At 75.8% G+C, this 17,899-nt stretch carries 16 protein-coding genes; 7 read left to right on the top strand and 9 right to left on the bottom strand.

The window, feature by feature from the left end; genetic code table 11:
- Positions 1-6: 6 nt before the first annotated feature.
- Positions 7-1,140, bottom strand: a complete 1,134-nt coding sequence (locus IEW90_RS05945; RefSeq protein ID WP_188717023.1) for a class I SAM-dependent methyltransferase — start codon at positions 1,138-1,140, stop codon at positions 7-9.
- 65 nt (positions 1,141-1,205) lie between these two features.
- Between IEW90_RS05945 and IEW90_RS05940 the strand changes: the two genes are divergently transcribed.
- Complete coding sequence (locus IEW90_RS05940; RefSeq protein WP_188717021.1) at positions 1,206-2,597, top strand: FAD-binding oxidoreductase; 1,392 nt, start codon at positions 1,206-1,208, stop codon at positions 2,595-2,597.
- A gap of 109 nt (positions 2,598-2,706) precedes the next feature.
- Positions 2,707-3,363, top strand: a complete 657-nt coding sequence (locus IEW90_RS05935; RefSeq protein ID WP_188717019.1) for a hypothetical protein — start codon at positions 2,707-2,709, stop codon at positions 3,361-3,363.
- Positions 3,364-3,412: 49 nt separating this feature from the next.
- Here the strand turns inward: IEW90_RS05935 and IEW90_RS05930 are convergent, their stop codons facing one another.
- Positions 3,413-3,709 carry a GIY-YIG nuclease family protein gene (locus tag IEW90_RS05930; protein WP_188717017.1) on the bottom strand — a complete coding sequence of 99 codons (297 nt, stop codon included), beginning with the start codon at positions 3,707-3,709 and terminating at the stop codon, positions 3,413-3,415.
- Between the two features lie 220 nt (positions 3,710-3,929).
- On the bottom strand, positions 3,930-7,430 hold the full coding sequence (smc, locus tag IEW90_RS05925) for a chromosome segregation protein SMC (RefSeq protein WP_188717015.1): 3,501 nt from the start codon (positions 7,428-7,430) through the stop codon (positions 3,930-3,932).
- Between the two features lie 126 nt (positions 7,431-7,556).
- Here smc and IEW90_RS05920 point away from each other — a divergent pair, with 126 nt between their 5' ends.
- The 4 genes from IEW90_RS05920 to IEW90_RS05905 are packed head-to-tail and all read left to right on the top strand — an operon-like array spanning position 7,557 to position 12,400.
- Entirely contained in the window at positions 7,557-8,642 is a 1,086-nt protein-coding gene (locus IEW90_RS05920) for a hypothetical protein (protein WP_188717007.1), read from the top strand.
- A complete protein-coding gene (locus tag IEW90_RS05915) occupies positions 8,639-9,721 on the top strand; it encodes a GNAT family N-acetyltransferase (RefSeq protein ID WP_188717005.1) in 1,083 nt (360 codons plus the stop codon). The genes IEW90_RS05920 and IEW90_RS05915 overlap by 4 nt, the downstream gene beginning before the upstream one ends.
- Positions 9,718-10,845: a GNAT family N-acetyltransferase gene (locus IEW90_RS05910; protein ID WP_188717003.1), complete on the top strand. Its 1,128-nt coding sequence runs from the start codon at positions 9,718-9,720 to the stop codon at positions 10,843-10,845. Before IEW90_RS05915 ends, IEW90_RS05910 begins: the two co-directional genes overlap by 4 nt.
- A gap of 34 nt (positions 10,846-10,879) precedes the next feature.
- Entirely contained in the window at positions 10,880-12,400 is a 1,521-nt protein-coding gene (locus IEW90_RS05905) for an aldehyde dehydrogenase family protein (RefSeq protein ID WP_188717001.1), read from the top strand.
- Positions 12,401-12,419: 19 nt separating this feature from the next.
- Here the strand turns inward: IEW90_RS05905 and IEW90_RS05900 are convergent, their stop codons facing one another.
- From IEW90_RS05900 to IEW90_RS05880, 5 genes are read right to left on the bottom strand one after another with little or no spacing between them, the layout of a single operon-like run.
- Positions 12,420-13,052 carry a DUF2461 domain-containing protein gene (locus IEW90_RS05900; protein WP_188716999.1) on the bottom strand — a complete coding sequence of 211 codons (633 nt, stop codon included), beginning with the start codon at positions 13,050-13,052 and terminating at the stop codon, positions 12,420-12,422.
- A gap of 25 nt (positions 13,053-13,077) precedes the next feature.
- The gene (mutM, locus tag IEW90_RS05895) at positions 13,078-13,956 is read right to left on the bottom strand and encodes a bifunctional DNA-formamidopyrimidine glycosylase/DNA-(apurinic or apyrimidinic site) lyase (protein ID WP_188716997.1); all 879 of its coding nucleotides are present in this window, start codon (positions 13,954-13,956) and stop codon (positions 13,078-13,080) included.
- 7 nt (positions 13,957-13,963) lie between these two features.
- Positions 13,964-14,647 (bottom strand): ribonuclease III, encoded by a 684-nt coding sequence (rnc, locus tag IEW90_RS05890; protein WP_188716995.1) that lies wholly within the window; start codon positions 14,645-14,647, stop codon positions 13,964-13,966.
- Between the two features lie 22 nt (positions 14,648-14,669).
- Positions 14,670-14,873 (bottom strand): 50S ribosomal protein L32, encoded by a 204-nt coding sequence (gene rpmF / locus IEW90_RS05885; protein ID WP_188716993.1) that lies wholly within the window; start codon positions 14,871-14,873, stop codon positions 14,670-14,672.
- A 3-nt stretch (positions 14,874-14,876) separates the two neighbouring features.
- Positions 14,877-15,437 (bottom strand): YceD family protein, encoded by a 561-nt coding sequence (locus tag IEW90_RS05880; protein ID WP_188716991.1) that lies wholly within the window; start codon positions 15,435-15,437, stop codon positions 14,877-14,879.
- 160 nt (positions 15,438-15,597) lie between these two features.
- On the opposite strand from IEW90_RS05880, the gene IEW90_RS05875 reads away from it, so the two are divergent.
- Positions 15,598-17,139 (top strand): HNH endonuclease signature motif containing protein, encoded by a 1,542-nt coding sequence (locus IEW90_RS05875; protein ID WP_188716989.1) that lies wholly within the window; start codon positions 15,598-15,600, stop codon positions 17,137-17,139.
- An 83-nt stretch (positions 17,140-17,222) separates the two neighbouring features.
- Here the strand turns inward: IEW90_RS05875 and IEW90_RS05870 are convergent, their stop codons facing one another.
- Positions 17,223-17,879: a maleylpyruvate isomerase family mycothiol-dependent enzyme gene (locus tag IEW90_RS05870; RefSeq protein ID WP_188716988.1), complete on the bottom strand. Its 657-nt coding sequence runs from the start codon at positions 17,877-17,879 to the stop codon at positions 17,223-17,225.
- Between the last annotated feature and the right edge of the window lie 20 nt (positions 17,880-17,899).

Raw genomic sequence — 17,899 nt, 5'->3', positions numbered from 1 at the left:
CGCCAATCAGCGGCGGCGGGTCGCCGTGACGATGAACTTCGCGTCGCGAGACAGCTGCCGCGTCTCGCCGATCCGCGTCAGCAGCGGGCGGTAGCCGAGGTGCGCGTTCCACACACACCACAGCTCGCCGCCCGGCGCGAGCGCGCCGCCGGCGTCGGCGATGAGGCGCTCGGCGGCGCCCGTGTGGACCGCCGCGCCGATGTGGAACGGCGGGTTGAGCAGGATGAGCGGCGCCGACGCGTCGGGCACGCCCTCGAGCCCGTCGGCCCGGCGCACCTCGACGCGGTCGGCGACGCCGTTCGCAGCGGCCGTGCCGGCGGCGGATGCCGCGGCGGCGGCCGAGGCGTCGGTCGCGAGCACGCGGATGCCGGGGCGCGCGAGCGCGAGGGCGGTGCCGAGCACGCCGGTGCCGCACGCGAGGTCGATCGCGCTCGCCGCATCCGGCATCGACGGCAGCTGCGCGAGCAGCGCCTGCGCGCCGATGTCGACCGACGTGCCGGCGAACGCCGCGCCGTGCGCGACGAGCTCGATGCGGCCGACGCCCGGGAGCTCATGCGCGCGCCGGCGCGGCCACGTCGTGGCAGGCATGCCCTCGGCCTGGTGCCGCGGTCCGCTCGCGTGGATGACGCGCGACTTCCGCCAGCCGAGCGAGGCGTGCACCGAGCGGAACGAGCCGCCGAGCAGCGCCGTCATGCTCATGCTCATGTGCTTGACGCGGCCGCCCGCGACGACCCGCACGCGCTCGTCGGCGTGCGCCGCGACGAGCTCCGCGATCTCCTGCAGCGCGTCGAGCGAGCGCGGCAGCTGCAGCAGCACGAGCCGCGCGCCCTCGACGAGCGAGGCGTCGAGGGGACGGTGCTCGAACCCGGCGACGCCGAGCTCGGCGGCGTTCGCGTCGAGGGCGCGCTCCCCCACGATCGAGTCCTGGTGCACGCGCACGCGCTCGGCGCCGTCGTGCAGCGCGCCCAGGGTCAGCGCGCCGTGGCGGTCGCCGATGACGACGACGTCGGCGGGGAGGCGGCCGAGGCCCGCCGCCTGGTCGAGGATGAGCGCGTCGCTCGCGTCGTGCGCCTGCAGCGTCGGGTCCTCGACGTCGGGCCTGCGCCGCAGCGCCTGGAAGAGGGCGTCGCGGTCGGTCACCTCTCGATCCTCGCACGCATCCGCACCCTGTCGCGGTGCCGCGATCCGGGTGTACGGTCGCGCCCGTGAGCACCGAGGCGCACGAGCGAGCGGACGCCCCGGCGTCGCTGCGCTCCCTGCAGGAGCAGATGGAGGGGCGGCTCGTGCTGCCCGACGACGCGGCGTACGACGCCGACCGGCGGCCGTGGAACCTCGCGGTCGAGCAGCGGCCGCAGGCGGTCGCGCACCCTGCCGGGGTCGACGACCTGCGCGGGGTGCTGCGGGCGGCCCGCGAGGCCGGGCTCGCCGTGGCGGTGCAGCCGAACGGGCACGGCGCCTCGAGCGCGCTCGAGGGCGCGATCCTCGTGCGCACGGCCGCCTTCGACCACCTGGAGGTCGACGCGGACGCGCGGGTCGCGCGGATAGGCGCGGGCGTGCCGTGGGGGCCGGTGCTGCAGGCGCTCGAGGGCACGGGGCTCGGCGCGCCCTCCGGCACGAGCCGGGTGGTGAGCGCCACCGGCTACGCGCTCGGCGGCGGCCACGGCTGGCTCGCGCGCGAGGCGGGCCTGGGCGCGCACGGCTTGCGCGCGGTGCGGGTGCTGCGGCCCGACGGTTCGCTCGACCGCGTCGACGACGCGAGCGATCCGGAGGCGATGTGGGCGATGCGCGGCGGCGGCGGCATCGCGGGCGTCGTCACGGGGATCGAGCTGGACCTGCATCCCGTGCCGTCGCTCGTGCGGGCCGAGCTGGTCGTCGACGGCGCCCAGGCGGGTGCGGCGCTGCGGGCGCTGCGCGATGCCGCCGAGGCACGCGGGCCGGAGGGCGCGGACCGCGCGCTCGGCCTCTTCGCGACCTCGATGCGGATGCCCGACGCGCCGCAGGTGCCCGAGCCCGTGCGCGGCCGCACGCTGCTGACGATCGAGGCGCTGGGGCCCGACGAGGCATCGCTCGCGTTCCTCGACGGCGTGCGGGCGGCGACGACGCCCGAGATGGATGCCGTCGCGCCGACGACGCAGCTGCAGATGGCGATGCAGGCGATGGAGCCCACCGATCCCTCCCCGAGCCGCGGCGCGTCCGTGGCGCTCGGGGGCCTCGACGACGCCGTGATCGACGCGATGCTCGGATGGCGCGCGCTGCCGGAGCAGGCGAGCCTCGTGGGGATCGGGATGCGGCTGCTCGGCGGGGCCGTCGACGAGCCGCGCCGCCCGGCGTTCGCGACGCTCGAGGGTGCGCGCTGGCTCGTGATGGGCCTCGCGCCGCTGCTCCCCGGGGTGCCGCCCGAGCCGGGGCTCGCAAGCCTCGCCGGCCTCTCGTCGGTGCTCGCGCCGAACGCCGTGCCCCGCATGATCCAGACGTTCCTCGGCGAGGGCGAGCCGCTCGACGCGTGCGGGTCGCCGGAGGCGATCGCGCGGCTGCGCGCGGCGCGCGATGCCGCCGACCCCGACGGCGTGATGCACGAGGGCCGCTTGCCCCGCTGACGCCCGCCGGTCGAGGAGCGGCGCAGCCGCGTCTCGAGACCACTCGTGACGAACGGATCCCCCACAACGTTGGGCTGTGCTTCCCGCGCCGGCGACCTACCGTGAGGCCATGAGCAGCATCGCCGTCGTCGGCTCCGCAGCCGCCCTCCTCGTCCTCGCCGGCTGCGCCATGAGCGCGCCCGGCTCCGGCGGCGCCGAACCGCCCTCCTCCGCCCCGTCCGCCCCCGAGGCACCGCTCGTCACCGGCCCGCAGGCGCAGGCGCTGCTCGCCGGCCTCCCGACGCCGAGCGCGACGGAGCCGGCCCTCGCCATCGGCACCGTGCTCGACCGCGACGGCGGCCAGGTGCTGTGCCTGGGCCCGGTCGCCGAGTCCGCCCCGCCGCAGTGCGACGGCCCGGATCTGGTCGGCTGGGACTGGTCGCTCGTGGACCACCAGGAGATGTCGGGCGTGCGGTGGGTGCAGGGCATCGCCGCGCCGGTGACGTACGACGCCGCGAGCGGCACGGCGACGGTCGCGGGCGAGCTGCTCGACCTCGCGTCGCTCACGATGCCGGCGATCGAGTACCCGACGGGCGACCTCGACGAGGCGCAGGTCGCGGCGATCTCGGAGGATCTCGCGACGCTCGACCGCCCCGACCTGCTGGGCCACGGCGGGATGGACGGGGTGGTCGTGCTCGACGTCGTGCTCGACGACGGCTCGATCCAGGCGGCGCTCGACGACATCTACGGCGAGGGCGCCGTGTTCGTCGTCTCGGCGCTCCGCTAGCCCCTCCCCGCTGGTCGAGGAGCGGCGCAGCCGCGTCTCGAGACCACCGTCACTCGGAGGACGTTCGCGGTCCCCGCCGATGCGCCAGGCGCGAGATCTCGTCGAAGTCGCCGCGGATCAGCGCCTCCCGCTTGGCCCTGCTCCAGCCCTGGATGCGCTTCTCGAGCGCGAACGCATCCGCGATGCTCTCGAACGCCTCGCACCAGACCAGCTCCACCGGCAGCCGATGCCGCGTGTACTGCGCTCCCGTGCCGCGGTGATGCTGCTCCAGCCGCGACTCGAGGTCGCGGGCGCTGCCGACGTCGTAGCTGCCGTCGCGGCAGCGGAGCATGTACACCCATCCCATCGCGGTACCGTCTCGCGTCCGCCGGTCGCGTCGCTCGGCGAGCGGTCGCCCCTGTGGACGATGGTCTCGACTCGTCGGCCTTCGGCCGACGGCTCGACCAGCGGGCTGAGCACCCCACCGCGGGTCGAGGAGCGGCGCAGCCGCGTCTCGAGCCCACCCTCGCGCCAGCGATGGTCTCGACTCGTCGGCCTGCGGGCGACGGCTCGACTGGCGGAGGGCGCTAGGCGTCGACCGGCTCCCGGTCGCGCTCGCGCGCCGTGCGCTGCCCGACGACCGCCGAGACGCCGTCCTGCCGCATCGAGACGCCGTAGAGCGCATCCGCGATCTCCATCGTGCGCTTCTGGTGCGTGATGATGATGAGCTGCGAGCTCTCGCGCAGCTGCTCGAACACCGCCAGCAGGCGCCCCAGGTTCGCGTCGTCGAGCGCCGCCTCCACCTCGTCGCAGATGTAGAACGGGCTCGGCCGCGCCTTGAAGATCGAGACCATGAAGGCGACGGCCGCGAGCGAGCGCTCGCCGCCCGAGAGCAGCGAGATGCGGTCGATCTTCTTGCCCGCCGGCCGCACCGCCACCTCGACGCCCGTCGCAAGCATGTCGTCCGGGTCGGTGAGCGCGAGCGAGCCCGAGCCGCCCGGGAACAGCACCGGGAAGACCTCGGCGAAGGCGGCCTTCGTGTCCTCGAACGCGGCCGCGAAGATCGTCTCCATCGTCACGTCGAGGTCGGCGATGATCTGCTCGAGGTCCTTGCGGGTGGAGGCGAGGTCGGCGAGCTGCTCGGTGAGGAACCGGTGCCGCTGCTCGAGCGCCTCGAACTCCTCGAGGGCGAGCGGGTTGACGCGGCCGAGGCGCCCGAGCTTGCGCTCCGCGTCCTGCAGCCGCGCCTGCTCGGCCGTGCGGTCCCATCCTTCCTCGGGCGCGTGCTCGGCGACGAGCACGGCCTCCTCGAGGCCCAGCTCGCTGCCGGCGCGCTCGAGCAGGTTCGACAGGTGCAGGCGCTGCTCGTACGCCTCCATCTCGGCGACGTGGACGTGCTCGGTGAGCTCCTGCAGCCGCTCGCGCAGCCCGCCCTCGTCGCGTCGGAGGCGCGAGAGCTCCTCGTTGCGGTCGCGCCGGGCCGCCTCGCGCTCGGCGAGGGAGGCCCGCGCCTCCTGCACGCTGCGCTCGGCGACGCCGAGCACGGGCGGGATGGCGTCCAGCACGCGCTGCGCCTGCGCGCGCTGCCGCTCGCGCAGCACGGCGCGCCGGGCGGCCTCCTCGGCCCGGGCCCGCTGCGCCTCGACGTCGCGCCCGAGCTGGTCGGCCCGCGCGAGCTCGGCGCGCACGCGCTCGCGCGCCGTCTCGAGCTCGATCCGGAGGTCGGTCTCGTCCGCGCGCGCCTCCTCGAGCTCCACGAGCAGCGCCTCGCGCTCCGAGGCGTCGAGGATGGGCCGCGGCTTCGCCTCGAAGCGGTCGAGCGCGCGCTGCGCGGCGTCGACGCCGTCCACGGCCTCCTGGATGCCGCCGCGCGCCTCCGCGAGCGCCGCCTCCGCCCGCTCGTGCTCGCCCGTCGCCGACTCGAGGCGCGCGCGGGCGCGGGAGCGCTGCTCGCCGCGGGACGCCGAGGCCGCGTCGTGCGCGCGGAGCGCCTCGAGCGCCTCCGCCGCGGCGCGCTTGGCCTGCTGATGCGCCTGGCGGGCGTCCTCGAGCGCCCCCGCCTGCCGCTCGATCGACGTGGAGAGCGCGTCGAGTCGCTCGGTGGCGGCATCGCGCTCGGCGAGCAGCTCGAGGCGCGACTGGCTGTCGTCGCTGCCGCCGCGGAGCAGGTGCTCGGTCACGAGGTCGCCGCGGCGCGTCACCATCGTGATCGGCCCGCCGAGCTCGAGGTCGGCGAGTCGGGGGCCGAGCTCCTGCGCGGCCGCGAGGTCGTCGACCACGTACGTCCAGGCGAGGATGCCGAGCACGCCCTCGGGCGCGTCGATCACCTCGGGCGCGTGCACGGCGCCGTCGACGCCCTCCGCGGCGACGTCGACGCGCGGACGCATCCGGCCCGCATCCGCCACGACGGCCTCGATGCGACCCAGCCCCTCGGCGTGGGCGTGGTCGACGGCGGCCGCCGCGGCGCCGCGCGACTGCGCGAGCACCGCTTCGCCGAGCGTGCCGAGCGCCGCGGCGATCGCCGCCTCGAAGCCCTTGCGCACCTTCACGCGCTCGGCGACGAGCCCGGCGATGCCGTCGAGCCCCGCGTCGAGCACCCCGGCGGAGGCGTTCGCCTGCGAGAGCGCGAGCGTGAGCGCGGAGGTGCGGGCCGCGAGGGCGTCGCGCTCGCGCTCGACCGCGTGGAGCGCGTCGCGCCGCTCGTCGAGCGCCGCAGACAGCCGCGCCTGCGCGTCGTCCGCGTCGCGGTAGGCGGATGCGAGCGACTCGTTGTCGCCCGCATCCGCGTCGTCGCCGAGCTCGCCGGCGGCGGCCTGCGCCTCGGCGAGGCGCTGCGCGGCCGTGCCGACCTGCGCCTCGCGACGGGCGACCTCCGCCTCGCGCGCGGCGAGGGTCGACTGCGCCACCTCCACGCGGGAGCGGTGGGAGGCGGCCTCGAGGTCGTGCTTCGACACGAGCGCCGCCTGGGCGGCGATCTCCTCGTCGAGCGAGTCGAGGTTGGCGCGCGCGAGGGCGGTCGCCGACGCGGCGCGGCCGAGCTGGCCCTCCGCCTCGGCGACCCGGGCGCCGAGCGAGGCGGCCTCGTCGCGGGCGGCCTGCACCATGTCGGGCGTCACGAGCGGGGCGGCGTCGATGGCCTCCGGCGCCTCCTCGAGCAGGGCGAGCCGCTGCCCGGCGAGCGCGTGGAGCGACTGGAGGCGCGAGAGCTCGCGCTCGAGCGCGTGCGCGACCTGCCGGGCGCGGTCGACGTCGTCGCCGGCCATCGACTCCTCGATGCGGGTGGCGCGCAGCCGCGCCTGCTCGAGCTGCTCCTGCAGCACGATCCGCTCCGACTTCCGCTCCGACTCCGACCGCGCCGCGAGCTCGAGCTGCTGGCGCAGGCCCACGACCTCCGCCGCGATCATGCGCGCGCGGGCCTCGCGGACGGTCGCCTGGATGGTCGCCGCCTCCTTGGCGATCTCGGCCTGCTGGCCGAGCGGCTTCAGCTGCCGGCGGATCTCGCCCGTGAGGTCCTGGAGTCGCGTGAGGTTCGCCTGCATCGCGTCGAGCTTGCGGAGCGTCTTCTCCTTGCGGCGGCGGTGCTTGAGGATGCCCGCGGCCTCCTCGATGTAGCCGCGGCGGTCGGCGGGCGTCGCCTGCAGCACGGCGTCGAGCTGCCCCTGGCCGACGATGACGTGCATCTCGCGGCCGAGGCCCGAGTCGCTCAGCAGCTCCTGCACGTCGAGCAGGCGGCACGACTCCCCGTTGATCGCGTACTCGGAGCCGCCGTTGCGGAAGAGCGTGCGCGATATCTGGACCTCGGCGTACTCGATCGGCAGCGCGCCGTCGGCGTTGTCGATGGTCAGCTCGACGTGCGCGCGCCCGAGCGGCCCGGTGGTCGCCGTGCCGGCGAAGATGACGTCCTCCATCTTGCCGCCGCGGAGCGTCTTCGCGCCCTGCTCGCCCATCACCCAGGCGAGGGCGTCGACGACGTTCGACTTGCCCGACCCGTTCGGGCCGACGACGCACGTGACGCCCGGCTCGAACTGGAAGGTCGTGGGGCGCGCGAACGACTTGAAGCCCTTGACGGTGAGGGTCTTGAGGTGCATGCGGCTCCCGGGTTCTGCTCCGCCCCACGGTAGCGGCGCGGCGCGGTGTTGTGCTGTCGCCGCGCGCACGTCTATCCTGCAAGGCTGCCCGCAGGCACGGTGCCTCGTTCGAGCGGCGGACGACCCATGCGCCACGACATCCGCACCCTGACGCTGCCCGCGCGCGCCGACGAGGCCGGTGGCGACGGCGAGCGCTTCCGCGCCGTCGCGGCGCTCGTCGAGCGCACGTACGGACCGAGGTTCGCCGGGACCTCCGCGGTGACGCCCGTGGAGCAGCTCGCCATCTGGCAGCCCTCGAGCGTCGACGACCACGTGCTGCGGGTCGTCGGCGACCCCGTGCCGGTCGCGCTGTCGACCATCTGGCTGCCGCTGCAGGAGTCGACCGACCTGCTCGACGTGGGCCTCGTCATCGACCCAGCGCTGCCCGGGCACGAGCGCCGGGCGCTCGCCGACGCGCTGATGGACGACGCCGTGGCGATGGCCGCGGCGCTCGGCCGGACGACCATCGTCGGCGGCTCGCCCGCCGCCGCGACCGGCACGGTCATGGCATCGACCGGCTTCGGCGGCGCGGAGCCCGACGACCCGGAGGCGGGCGCGCTCATCGAGCGCGGGTTCTCGCTCGAGCAGGTGTTCCGAGTCAGCGTCGCCGACATCCGCGAGCTCGACCTCGACGCGCGGCTCGCCGCGGCGCGCGAGCGCTCCGGGCCCGACTACGAGCTGCTCGCGTGGGAGGGGCCGACGCCCGCGGAGCACCGCGACGCCATGCGGGGACTGCACGAGCGCATGTCGATCGATGCGCCCATCGGCGGCCTCGCGCTCGAGCCGGAGACCTGGAGCGAGGAGCGGCTCGCCGAGTTCGAGCGCACCACGACGGCCGGCGGCCGCGTCCTGCGCACCGTCGTCGCCCGCCACCGACCCACCGGGGAGCTCGCGGGCTTCACGTCCCTCTACGTCGGCGCCGCACTGCTGGGCGACGGGCAGGACGTCGCCCGCCAGCACGACACCCTCGTCGTCGGCCCGCACCGCGGCCACGCGCTCGGGATGCTGCTGAAGCTCGCCAACCTCGTCGAGCTGCGCGACCACCATCCGACGCATCCGCGCATCGCCACGTGGAACGCGGAGGAGAACCGCCACATGCTGGCCGTGAACGAGGCGACGGGCTTCGTCGCCGTCGCCCACGAGGGCGCCTGGCAGCGGAAGGACGACGCATGAGGATCGAGATCGTGGACGTGCCCGTGCCGGAGGCGTGGGACGACGACAGCGAGGGCGCGCGGCTGCTGCGGAGCCTCGTCGACGTGCGCAACGCCGTCGTCGTCGACGCCTGGGGCGGCGACGCGAGCCACGCCTTCACCTACCGCGAGGCGTGGGCGCAATGGCGCCGCCAGGAGGGCGAGTCCGACGACATCCGGACGGTCGCGCTCCTGGACGGCGAGCCCGTGGGCCGCGGCTACGCCTCGCGCAGCCTGCTGGAGGCCACCGAGATCGCCGAGATCGACGTCATGGTGCGCCGCGGCGCCCGCGGTCGGGGGGTGGGCACCGCCCTCGCCGACGACCTCATCGGCCGGATGCGGTCGCAGGGCGCGACGACCTTCCAGTCGTGGGTCGACCACCATCCGGCGCCCGGGCCGACGATCGCGCCGCCCACGGGCTTCGGCGCGGTGCCCGCCGACTCGCCGCAGGTGCGGATGCTGCGGCGGTACGGCTTCGCGCTCGAGCAGATCGAGCGGATGAGCGAGCTGCGGCTCGGCGACGCGCGCGACGGCCTCGCCGACCTCCGGGCCGACGCGGAGCGCCACGCGCTCCCCCGCTACCGCGCGGAGACCTGGTCGGGAGCGACGCCGACCGCCCTCGCCGAGCAGCTCGCGGCCCTGCACGCCCGCATGTCGACGGATGCGCCGAGCGCCGGCCTCGCCAGCGAGCCGGAGGTCTGGGACCTCGAGCGGCTGCAGCGCTACGAGGCGAGCCAGATCGACGGCGGCCGGACGCTCCTGCGGGCCGTCGCGGTCGAGGAGGCGAGCGGCGAGGTCATCGCCTTCACGACCCTGACCGGCTCGGGCGACGGCTCCCCCTGGTACCAGCACGACACCCTCGTGCACGGCGACCACCGAGGCCACCGGCTCGGGATGCTCGTGAAGGCGGCGAACCTGCTCGCCCTCGACGCGCGGGAGCCCGGCGCAGTGGTGCGCACGTGGAACGCCGAGGAGAACCGGCCGATGCTCGCCGTCAACGAGGCGCTGGGCTTCGTCGCGATCTGCAGCGAGGGCGTGTGGCAGCGGAAGGATGCGACGTGAGCGCAGGACGGATCGACCCGGCGACGCTCGAGTGGCTCGAGCTCGCCGCGCCCGCCGACGCCTTCGACGAGCCCGCGCTCACCCGCATCCACCGCTACGTCGCCGTCGCGAACGCGGTGACGCAGGCGTTCTGGGGCGACGACTCGCACGACACCACGGTCGGCGAGATCCTCGCGAGCCTCACGGGCGACGAGGACGAGGACACCCGGCGCCTGCTCGTCGTGCACGAGGGCCGCGACGTGGCCCGCGCCGTCGCGTCGGTCGCGCGCGAGGAGGGCTCGAGCGTGGGCTACGTCTCGGCCTGGGTCGTGCCGGCCGCCCGCGGGCGCGGCATCGGCCGCGCCGTCGCGACGCGCATCGAGGAGGTCGCGCGCTCGATCGGCGCGACGACGCTGCAGGCCTGGGTCGATCACCGAGCACCGGCCGAGGGCGAGGAGGCGGTGGCGGCCGTGAGCGGGCACGGCGCCGTCGCCGCGGACGCCGCCGCGCGGCTCGCCCTCTCGCTCGGCTACGCGCTCGAGCAGGTCGACCGCATCTCCGTGCTCGACGTCGAGGCCGCGCGCGCCGCGCTGGAGGGCCACCGCGCCGCCGCGCTCGCGGCCGCCGGCGACGCGTACGCGGTGCGCTCATGGTCGGGCCGCACGCCGACCGAGCTCGCCGAGGGTCTCGCGGCGCTCCATGGCCGCATGGTCACCGACGCCCCCGCCGCGGGGCTCGACGTCGACGACGAGACCTGGGACGTCGCCCGGCTCGAGCGCAGCGAGCGGCAGCAGGAGGCGTCGGGCCTCGAGCTCGTGCAGGCGATCGCGATCCACGTGCCGACCGGCGAGCCGGTCGCGTTCACGTGGATCGCGGTGCCCGCCGACGGCCGGCCCGCGTACCAGGAGGACACGCTCGTGCACGCGGAGCACCGCGGGCACCGGCTCGGGATGCTCGTCAAGGCCGAGAACCTCCTGCAGCTCGGCCGCCTGCACCCCGACCGCGCGCGCATCCTCACCTGGAACGCCGAGGAGAACCGGCCGATGCTCGCGGTGAACGAGGTGCTCGGCTTCGTCGCCGTGGGGGCCGAGGGCGGGTGGCAGCGGCGTCTTGCGCTGCTGGACGGCGGCGCAGCCGCCGCATAGGTCGTGCTCGGACGCGGATGCCACCATGGGCCGCATGAGCGCCACCACCCGGACCTCGCCCGTCGACGACGCCCGAGCGGAGGCCTCCGTCGAGGCCGATGCGCCCGAGCTCGATGCGACCGAGGTCGATGCACCCGGGGTCGATGCACCCGGGGTCGATGCACCCGAGGCCGCGACCGCGCATCCCGAGCTCCTCGGCATCGCCGCCGAGCTGCGCGAGGCGGTGCTCGGCGGCACGACCCGTCCGCGCGCGTGGCGCGAGGCGCAGCTCGACGGCGTCGCGCGGATGCTGCTGCAGAACGTGTCGCTGTGGGAGCGCGCGCTCGCCGACGACCTGGGCAAGAGCGCCCTGGAGGCGCACCTCACCGAGATCGGCTACACGGCCGCCGAGGCCCGCCGCGCCAAGCGCTCGCTGCGCCGCTGGATGGCGCCGACGCCCGTCGCCGCGCCGCTCGCCCTGCAGCCCGCCGTCGCCCGCACGGTCGCGGAGCCGCTCGGCGTGGCGCTCATCATCGCGCCGTGGAACTACCCGCTGCAGCTCGCGCTCGCGCCGCTCATCGGCGCCCTCGCAGCGGGCGATGCGGCGGTCGTGAAGCCGAGCGAGGTCGCGCCGGCCACCTCGCGCCTGCTCGCGCAGCTCATCCCCGCTTACCTCGATGAGCGTGCCGTGCGGGTCGTCGAGGGCGATGCCGCAGCGACGACGACGCTGCTCGCCGAGCGCTGGGACCTGATCTTCTACACCGGCAACGGCCGCGTCGCCCGGATCGTCGCCGAGGCCGCGGCGAAGCACCTCACGCCGACGATCCTCGAGCTCGGCGGCAAGAGCCCCGTCTACGTGCACCGCTCCGCCGACATCCCGGCCGCCGCGCGCCGCATCGCGTGGGGCAAGTGGCTGAACGCCGGCCAGACGTGCGTGGCGCCCGACCACGTGCTCGTCGACCGCGAGGTCGCCGGGCAGCTCGTCGAGGAGCTGCGCGTCGCGACCGCCGAGCAGCTCGGCGAGGCGCGCGACTCCGACGACTTCGGCCGCATCGTCACGGCGCGGCACGCGGAGCGCCTCCGCGACCTGCTGCCCGGCGGCACCGCTGTGACGGGCGGCGACGTCGACGTGCGGGCGCGCTACGTCGCCCCGACGATCCTCGTCGACGTCGACGAGTCCTCCGACCTCATGCAGGAGGAGATCTTCGGGCCGCTGCTCCCGGTGCTGCCGATCGACGGCGTGGATGCGTTCGTGCGGCGGATGCGGGGGCTCGAGAAGCCGCTCGCCCTGTACGTCTTCGCGCGCGACGGCGAGGCGATCCGGCGCGTCGAGCGCGAGACGACCTCGGGCGGGCTCGGGATCAACGTCACGGTCGCGCATGTCGGCTCGGCCGCGCTGCCGTTCGGCGGCGTCGGCGAGAGCGGCTCGGGCGCGTACCACGGGCGTCACTCGTTCGAGGCGTTCAGCCACCGGAAGGCCGTGCTCTCGAAGCCGACCGCGCTCGACACGCTGCGGCTCGTCTACCCGCCGATCCCCGCGGGCCGCCGCGACCTCATCCGCCGCATCCTGGGCTGAATCGCTCGGAGACCCGGGCTCAGCGGGCGGGCGCGACGTGCTCGGCACCCCAGGCGACGAGCGGCCGCAGGTCCTCGACGGCGTCGAAGAGCGCGTCGAGCAGCTCGGGGCCGCCGGCGGCCTCGGGCGCGAGATGGCGGCGCGCGGTGAGCCACTTGTAGCGCAGCAGCTCGATGCGCGGGTGGTCGCGGTCGACGCCGCGCGGCGCGGTCTTCAGCTGCTCGCCGCCGAGCTCGTAGCCGGCCTCCTGCAGGTCGCCGACGATGCGCTCGAGGGAGGTGCCGGGCGCCGCGGCCTCCACGGCCGCGCGGTACGCCTTCGTGAGCGACGCGTCGCCGAAGAAGCCGCCGCCGAGCCACACGCCCTCGGCGTCGAGGTTGAGGAACCACCCGACGCCCTCGGCCCGCTGCGCGAACATCCCCTGCCGCGTCTTGTAGGGCGTCTTGTCGTGGCTGAAGCGCACGTCGCGGTAGGGGCGGTACACCTTGACCCGGTTGGCGACGGGCTCGAGCTCCTCGGCGAGCGCCTCGAACGGCGCCTTCACGGCCGCCTCGTAGCGCGGCTTGTTCGCCTCCCACCAGGGCTTCTCGTTGTGCGTCTCGAGCTCGCGGTAGAAGGCGAACGCGTCGGCCGGGAATCCGTCGAAGGGCATCCGATCACCCTACGCCCGCCGCCTGTCAGGCGAGGCCGCGCGGGCGCCGCTGGCAGCGCGGGCAGCGGTGCGAGGAGCGGTTCGCCCAGGGCTCGCGCACCATCGTGGTGCCGCAGCGCGGGCAGGGCTGGCCGCCGCGGCCGTAGGCGTTCAGCGAGTGCGCGAAGTAGCCGGCCTGGCCGTTGACGTTCACGTACTGCGCGTCGAACGAGGTGCCGCCCTCGGCGAGCGCGAGGTCGAGCACGTCGCGCACGTCCCCGAGCAGCGCGAGCGCCCGCGCCTGCGTCAGCCGCTCGGCGGGCGTCGCGTAGTGGAGGCGGGAGCGCCAGAGCGCCTCGTCGGCGTAGATGTTGCCGATGCCCGACACGAGCGTCTGGTCGAGCAGCGCTGCCTTCACGCCCTGGCGGCGCCGACGCAGGCGCCGGGCGACCGCGGCGGCGTCGAAGCGCGCGTCGACCGGGTCGATCGCGATGTGCGACGCCTGGTCGGGCACGCCGTCGACGAGCGGGCGCACCGCGAGGCCGCCGAAGAGCCGCTGGTCGGCGAAGCGCACCTCGACGCTCCCGTGCTGCGGCTGGTCGAGCACGAGGCGGATGCGGGTGTGGCGGTCGGCGGGCGCGCCGGGCTCGCGCAGCAGCATCTGTCCCGACATCCCCAGGTGCGCGAGCAGGGCGCGGCGTGGCGCTCCCTCGTCGCCCTCGGCGACCGGGATCCACAGGAACTTGCCACGCCGCTCGGGCAGCACGAGCGTGCGGCCGACGAGCGCCGCCTCGAAGTCGGCGGGGTCGCCGTCGTGGCGCGCGACCGAGCGGGCGTCGAGCACCTCGACGGCCTCGACGCGCGCGCCGTCGACGGCCGGCGAGAGTCCCGCGCGCACGACCTCGACCTCGGGCAGCTCCGGCATCCGGCGCCTAGCCCTCGGCGACGAGCTGCCGGTGGGCGGCGAGCGCGGCGGCCATCTCGGCCACCTTCTTGCTCGTGCCGGTGCCCTCGGCGACGGCCGCGCCGTCGATGCGCACGGTGGCGACGAAGGTGCGCGCGTGGTCGGGACCGCTCGCCGCCACCTCGTAGGCGGGCGCACCGCGGCCCTGCGCGGCGGCGGCCTCCTGGAGGGCGGTCTTCGGGTCGAGCGCTGCGCCCGTGCGGCCCGGGTCGTCGAGCAGCGGGCCGACGAGGCGCAGCACGAGGGCGGCGGATGCGGAGTGCCCGGCCGACAGGAAGGCGGCGCCGAAGACGGCCTCCATCGTGTCGGCGAGGATCGACGCCTTGTCGGCGCCGCCGGACGCTGCCTCTCCCTTGCCGAGCCGGATGTGCTGGCCGAGCCCGATGGTGCGGGCGACCTCGGCGAGCGCGATCGTGGAGACGACGCCGGCGCGGCGCTTGGCGAGCTGCCCCTCGGTCGCCTCGGGGTGGCGCCGGAACAGCTCGATCGTGATGGCCTGGCCGAGGATCGAGTCGCCGAGGAACTCGAGGCGCTCGTTGTGCGGCGCGGCGCCGTGCTCGTACGCCCACGAGCGGTGCGTGAGCGCCAACGACAGCAGCTCGGGGTCGATCTCGACCCCGAGCTGCTCGAGCAGTGCGTGCTCGTCCGTCATGCGACGAGTGCTCCCGCGCGGATCAGACGTCGGCGACCTTGCGGCCCTTGTACTCCATGTACAGGGGCGTGCCGGCCGAGTCCTCGACGACCTTCGCACGGTGCGGGAGGCTGTAGACGGTCTTGCCGCCCTCGACGGTCTTCACGAGCTTGGGCACGACGGCCTTCCACTGCGAACGGCGGGCGCGCGTGTTCGACCGCGACATCTTCCTCTTGGGAACAGCCATTGCTCACTCCTTCTTCGGCGCCTGCGCGCCCTCGTCCGACGAGGCCTCGTCGGTCACATCTGCAGAGAATCCCTGGAGGGCTGCCCACCGCGGATCGGTGGTCTCCTCGGGCACGTACGTCGTGCCAGGCTCGAGCCGTTCCCCCGTGACGGGGTCGAGCCCCGCGCAGTCCGGTCGGTCGACCGGCTGGAACGGCAGCGCCAGCACCACCGCGTCCCGGACCACCGGCAGCAGGTCGACGAAGTCGTCGGCCACGAGGTAGTCGGATTCCGACGCACCATCATACGCGAACAGCTCGAGGAAGTCGACATCGACGTCGAGCGCGAACTCGGTGAGGCAGCGCGAGCACGTCGCGCGCGCGGGCACCGACGCCCTGCCGGTCGCGAGGATGCCCTCGTGGACGCTCTCGAGGCGCGCGTCGAGCTCGATCACAGCATCGGCCGCGACGGTCGCGAGGCCCTCGCCGACCGTGTCGCCGAAGGTGCCGTCGAGCTCGAGCTCGCGCATCTGGCCCGGCTTCCGCACGATGTCGCGCACGGAGATCGTGAAGGGGTGAGCAGGCATGCCTCGAGCCTACCGGCGGCCGGCGACGGGGGCGGACAGACGGCGGCGACGTGGGGATGCGGCGGGGGCGGGCGGCGCGGGATGCGGCGCCGGGTCGCCGGCCGCGGCACCGTCGCCGCGAGCGATCCACGATGTCAGTGGCCCGTGGTCTGATGCAGGCATGGAGCGATGGGGCGTGAGCGGGGCGGAGGCGGTCGAGGCCGCGCGCGCCGGCCTCGCGCCGGGACCGTTCGGAGGCTCCGTCCGCGCCCTGGAGGACGCGCTCGACGCGGCCGAGTCCGCCTGGCTCGAGCGGCTCATGGCGCTCGACGACGCCGAGGTCGCGGCCATCGCCGATCGAGGCGGGATGCTGCCGGCCCGCGCCGACGCCCCCGATGCCGAGTCACCGCGCTCCCCTGCCGAGGCTGTGCAGGACGAGCTCGTGCTGCTGCGGGCCGAGTCCGCGCGCATCGCGGCCCGCGAGCGCGAGCTGCTCGCGCAGGCGTTCGCCGCGAGCCTCGCGGCCGGCGGCGACGCCCGCGTCGCCGTGCGCGAGACCGCGTCGGAGCTCGCGTGCGAGCTGCGGCTCGGCGACACGACGATCGAGCGGCGCATGGTCGCGGCCCACGAGGTCGTGCGCGACCTCCCGCTCGCGCACGCCGCGCACCGAGACGGGGCGATCGACGCGGCGCACCTCGCGGTCATCGTGCGGGCGACCGAGGCGCTGCGCCTCGACGACGGCAACGCCGCCGATGAGCGGCACCGTGTCGAGGAGGCGCTCGTCGCGATCGCGCAGGAGACCACGCCCGGGCGCCTCCGGCGGCGAGCCGCTCGGATCGTCGACGCGGCGCTCGAGCGCCCGCTGCAGCAGCGGCACGAGGCCGCGCGCGAGCGCCGCGGCGTGTGGCTCGACGACGCGGGCGACGGCATGGCGCGGCTCACCGCGCTCGTGCCCGCCGTGCTGGGCGGCGCGATCCTCGACCGGCTCACGCAGGGCGCCGCCGCGAAGCCGAAGGACGACCCGCGCACGTTCCCGCAGTGGCGGGCCGATGCGCTGTGCGAGCTGCTGCTCGCCGGGGCCGCGCCCGACGACGTGCACGCGATGCGGCCCATCCGGCCCGTCGTCGCGGTCACGATCCCGGTCTCGACCCTGCTCGGAGGCGAGGCTCCGGCGGTGCTCGACGGCGGCGCGCTGCTCGACCCGGCCACGGCGCGCGCGATCGCAGGCGACGCAGGCACCTGGGAGCGCCTCCTCCTCGCGGGCGGCACGGGCGCACCGGTCGCCGTCGACGCCTACCGACCGTCCGCCGCCCAGCGCCGCTGGCTGCGCCACCGCGACGGGCGCTGCCGCTGGCCGGGCTGCGCGAACCCGGTCACGCGCGCCGACGCCGACCACACCCACGACCACGCGCTCGGCGGCGCCACCGACGTGCGCAACCTCGCGCACCTGTGCAGGCGCCACCACACGATGAAGCACGCCACCGGCTGGCGGGTGCGCCAGCGTGCGGGCGGCGTGCTCGAGTGGACGAGCCCCACGGGCCGCCTCGTCGTCGACGAGCCGGAGCCATCGCCCGGCCCGCCGCCCGGCGCGCCGAGCACCGCGCCGCCCGGCAGCCGTCGCGGCCCCCGCTTCGTCGACGCATCGGCCGAGCCGCGGCGCGCCCACGACCCGTGGTCGCCGGAGCCGCAGCCGGTCGCCGCTCTCGGGCCGCCGCCGTTCTGACCGCTGGACGACCGCAGCGCCATGGGCCGCGCGCCCGCACGCCGCTCGCGCCTCCGAGCGCGCTCAGCACACCCGCGCGTCGATCACCGCGGCGGCGGTCCGACGCTCGGCGAGCCCGCGCGCAGCAGCGCGGCGCCGTCCCCGTCGAGCTCCGCGAGCGCTACGTCGCGCCCGGTGGCGACGAGCAGCAGCGCGAGCGCCGTGCCCCGCACCTCCGGACCGTCGCCGCGGCGCAGCCGAGCATCCGTCGCCACGAGCCGCATGCCGCCGAGGCGCTCCTTCGCGCCGCCGAGGCGAGCCGAGGTGGCGAGCTGGTGGTCCAGGGCGGGCAGGACCGCACCGAGCGGGTACGGGTGCGCGATGCCGAGCGGGCGACGGATGTCGTCGCCGTGCGCGATCTCCTCCACGAGCCGGCTTGCGAGCGGCGCGGGCGGGGTGTCAGTGCGCCCCGCGGCGTCGCGCATCGCCCGCAGCGTCTCGGCGGGGGTCGCACGTCGCTCGCGATCGACGCCGAGCTGGTTGTCGCGGTCGAAGTCGAACCCGGCGACGACCAGCCGGCGCACGAGGCCGAGCCGCGTCGTGGTCCAGACGTCGACGAGGTGCGCCGCGACGTCGTGCACCGTCCAGCGCGCGCAGCCGCTCGCCGCCTCCCACTGCTCGGGCTCGAGCCCCTGCAGATCGGCGATGAGCGCGCGGCGCTCCACGTGGACGGCATCCCAGATGTCGGATCGGCGTGGCATCCGCCCACCGTAGGCGCCGC

The organism is Agrococcus terreus, assembly GCF_014645235.1.
Taxonomy (GTDB): domain Bacteria; phylum Actinomycetota; class Actinomycetes; order Actinomycetales; family Microbacteriaceae; genus Agrococcus; species Agrococcus terreus.
The sequence above is the reverse complement of the archived record's forward strand: the minus strand, read 5'-3'. Positions and strand labels throughout refer to the sequence as shown.

Excerpts from the sequence above, each read along its gene's own strand:
- IEW90_RS05935 (WP_188717019.1), top strand. The coding sequence starts at position 2,707 with ATGAGCAGCATCGCCGTCGTCGGCTCCGCAGCCGCCCTCCTCGTCCTC.
- IEW90_RS05930 (WP_188717017.1), bottom strand. The coding sequence starts at position 3,709 with ATGGGATGGGTGTACATGCTCCGCTGCCGCGACGGCAGCTACGACGTC.
- smc (WP_188717015.1), bottom strand. The coding sequence starts at position 7,430 with ATGCACCTCAAGACCCTCACCGTCAAGGGCTTCAAGTCGTTCGCGCGC.
- IEW90_RS05920 (WP_188717007.1), top strand. The coding sequence starts at position 7,557 with ATGCGCCACGACATCCGCACCCTGACGCTGCCCGCGCGCGCCGACGAG.
- IEW90_RS05915 (WP_188717005.1), top strand. The coding sequence starts at position 8,639 with ATGAGGATCGAGATCGTGGACGTGCCCGTGCCGGAGGCGTGGGACGAC.
- IEW90_RS05905 (WP_188717001.1), top strand. The coding sequence starts at position 10,880 with ATGAGCGCCACCACCCGGACCTCGCCCGTCGACGACGCCCGAGCGGAG.
- IEW90_RS05900 (WP_188716999.1), bottom strand. The coding sequence starts at position 13,052 with ATGCCCTTCGACGGATTCCCGGCCGACGCGTTCGCCTTCTACCGCGAG.
- mutM (WP_188716997.1), bottom strand. The coding sequence starts at position 13,956 with ATGCCGGAGCTGCCCGAGGTCGAGGTCGTGCGCGCGGGACTCTCGCCG.
- rnc (WP_188716995.1), bottom strand. The coding sequence starts at position 14,647 with ATGACGGACGAGCACGCACTGCTCGAGCAGCTCGGGGTCGAGATCGAC.
- rpmF (WP_188716993.1), bottom strand. The coding sequence starts at position 14,873 with ATGGCTGTTCCCAAGAGGAAGATGTCGCGGTCGAACACGCGCGCCCGC.
- IEW90_RS05880 (WP_188716991.1), bottom strand. The coding sequence starts at position 15,437 with ATGCCTGCTCACCCCTTCACGATCTCCGTGCGCGACATCGTGCGGAAG.
- IEW90_RS05875 (WP_188716989.1), top strand. The coding sequence starts at position 15,598 with ATGGAGCGATGGGGCGTGAGCGGGGCGGAGGCGGTCGAGGCCGCGCGC.
- IEW90_RS05870 (WP_188716988.1), bottom strand. The coding sequence starts at position 17,879 with ATGCCACGCCGATCCGACATCTGGGATGCCGTCCACGTGGAGCGCCGC.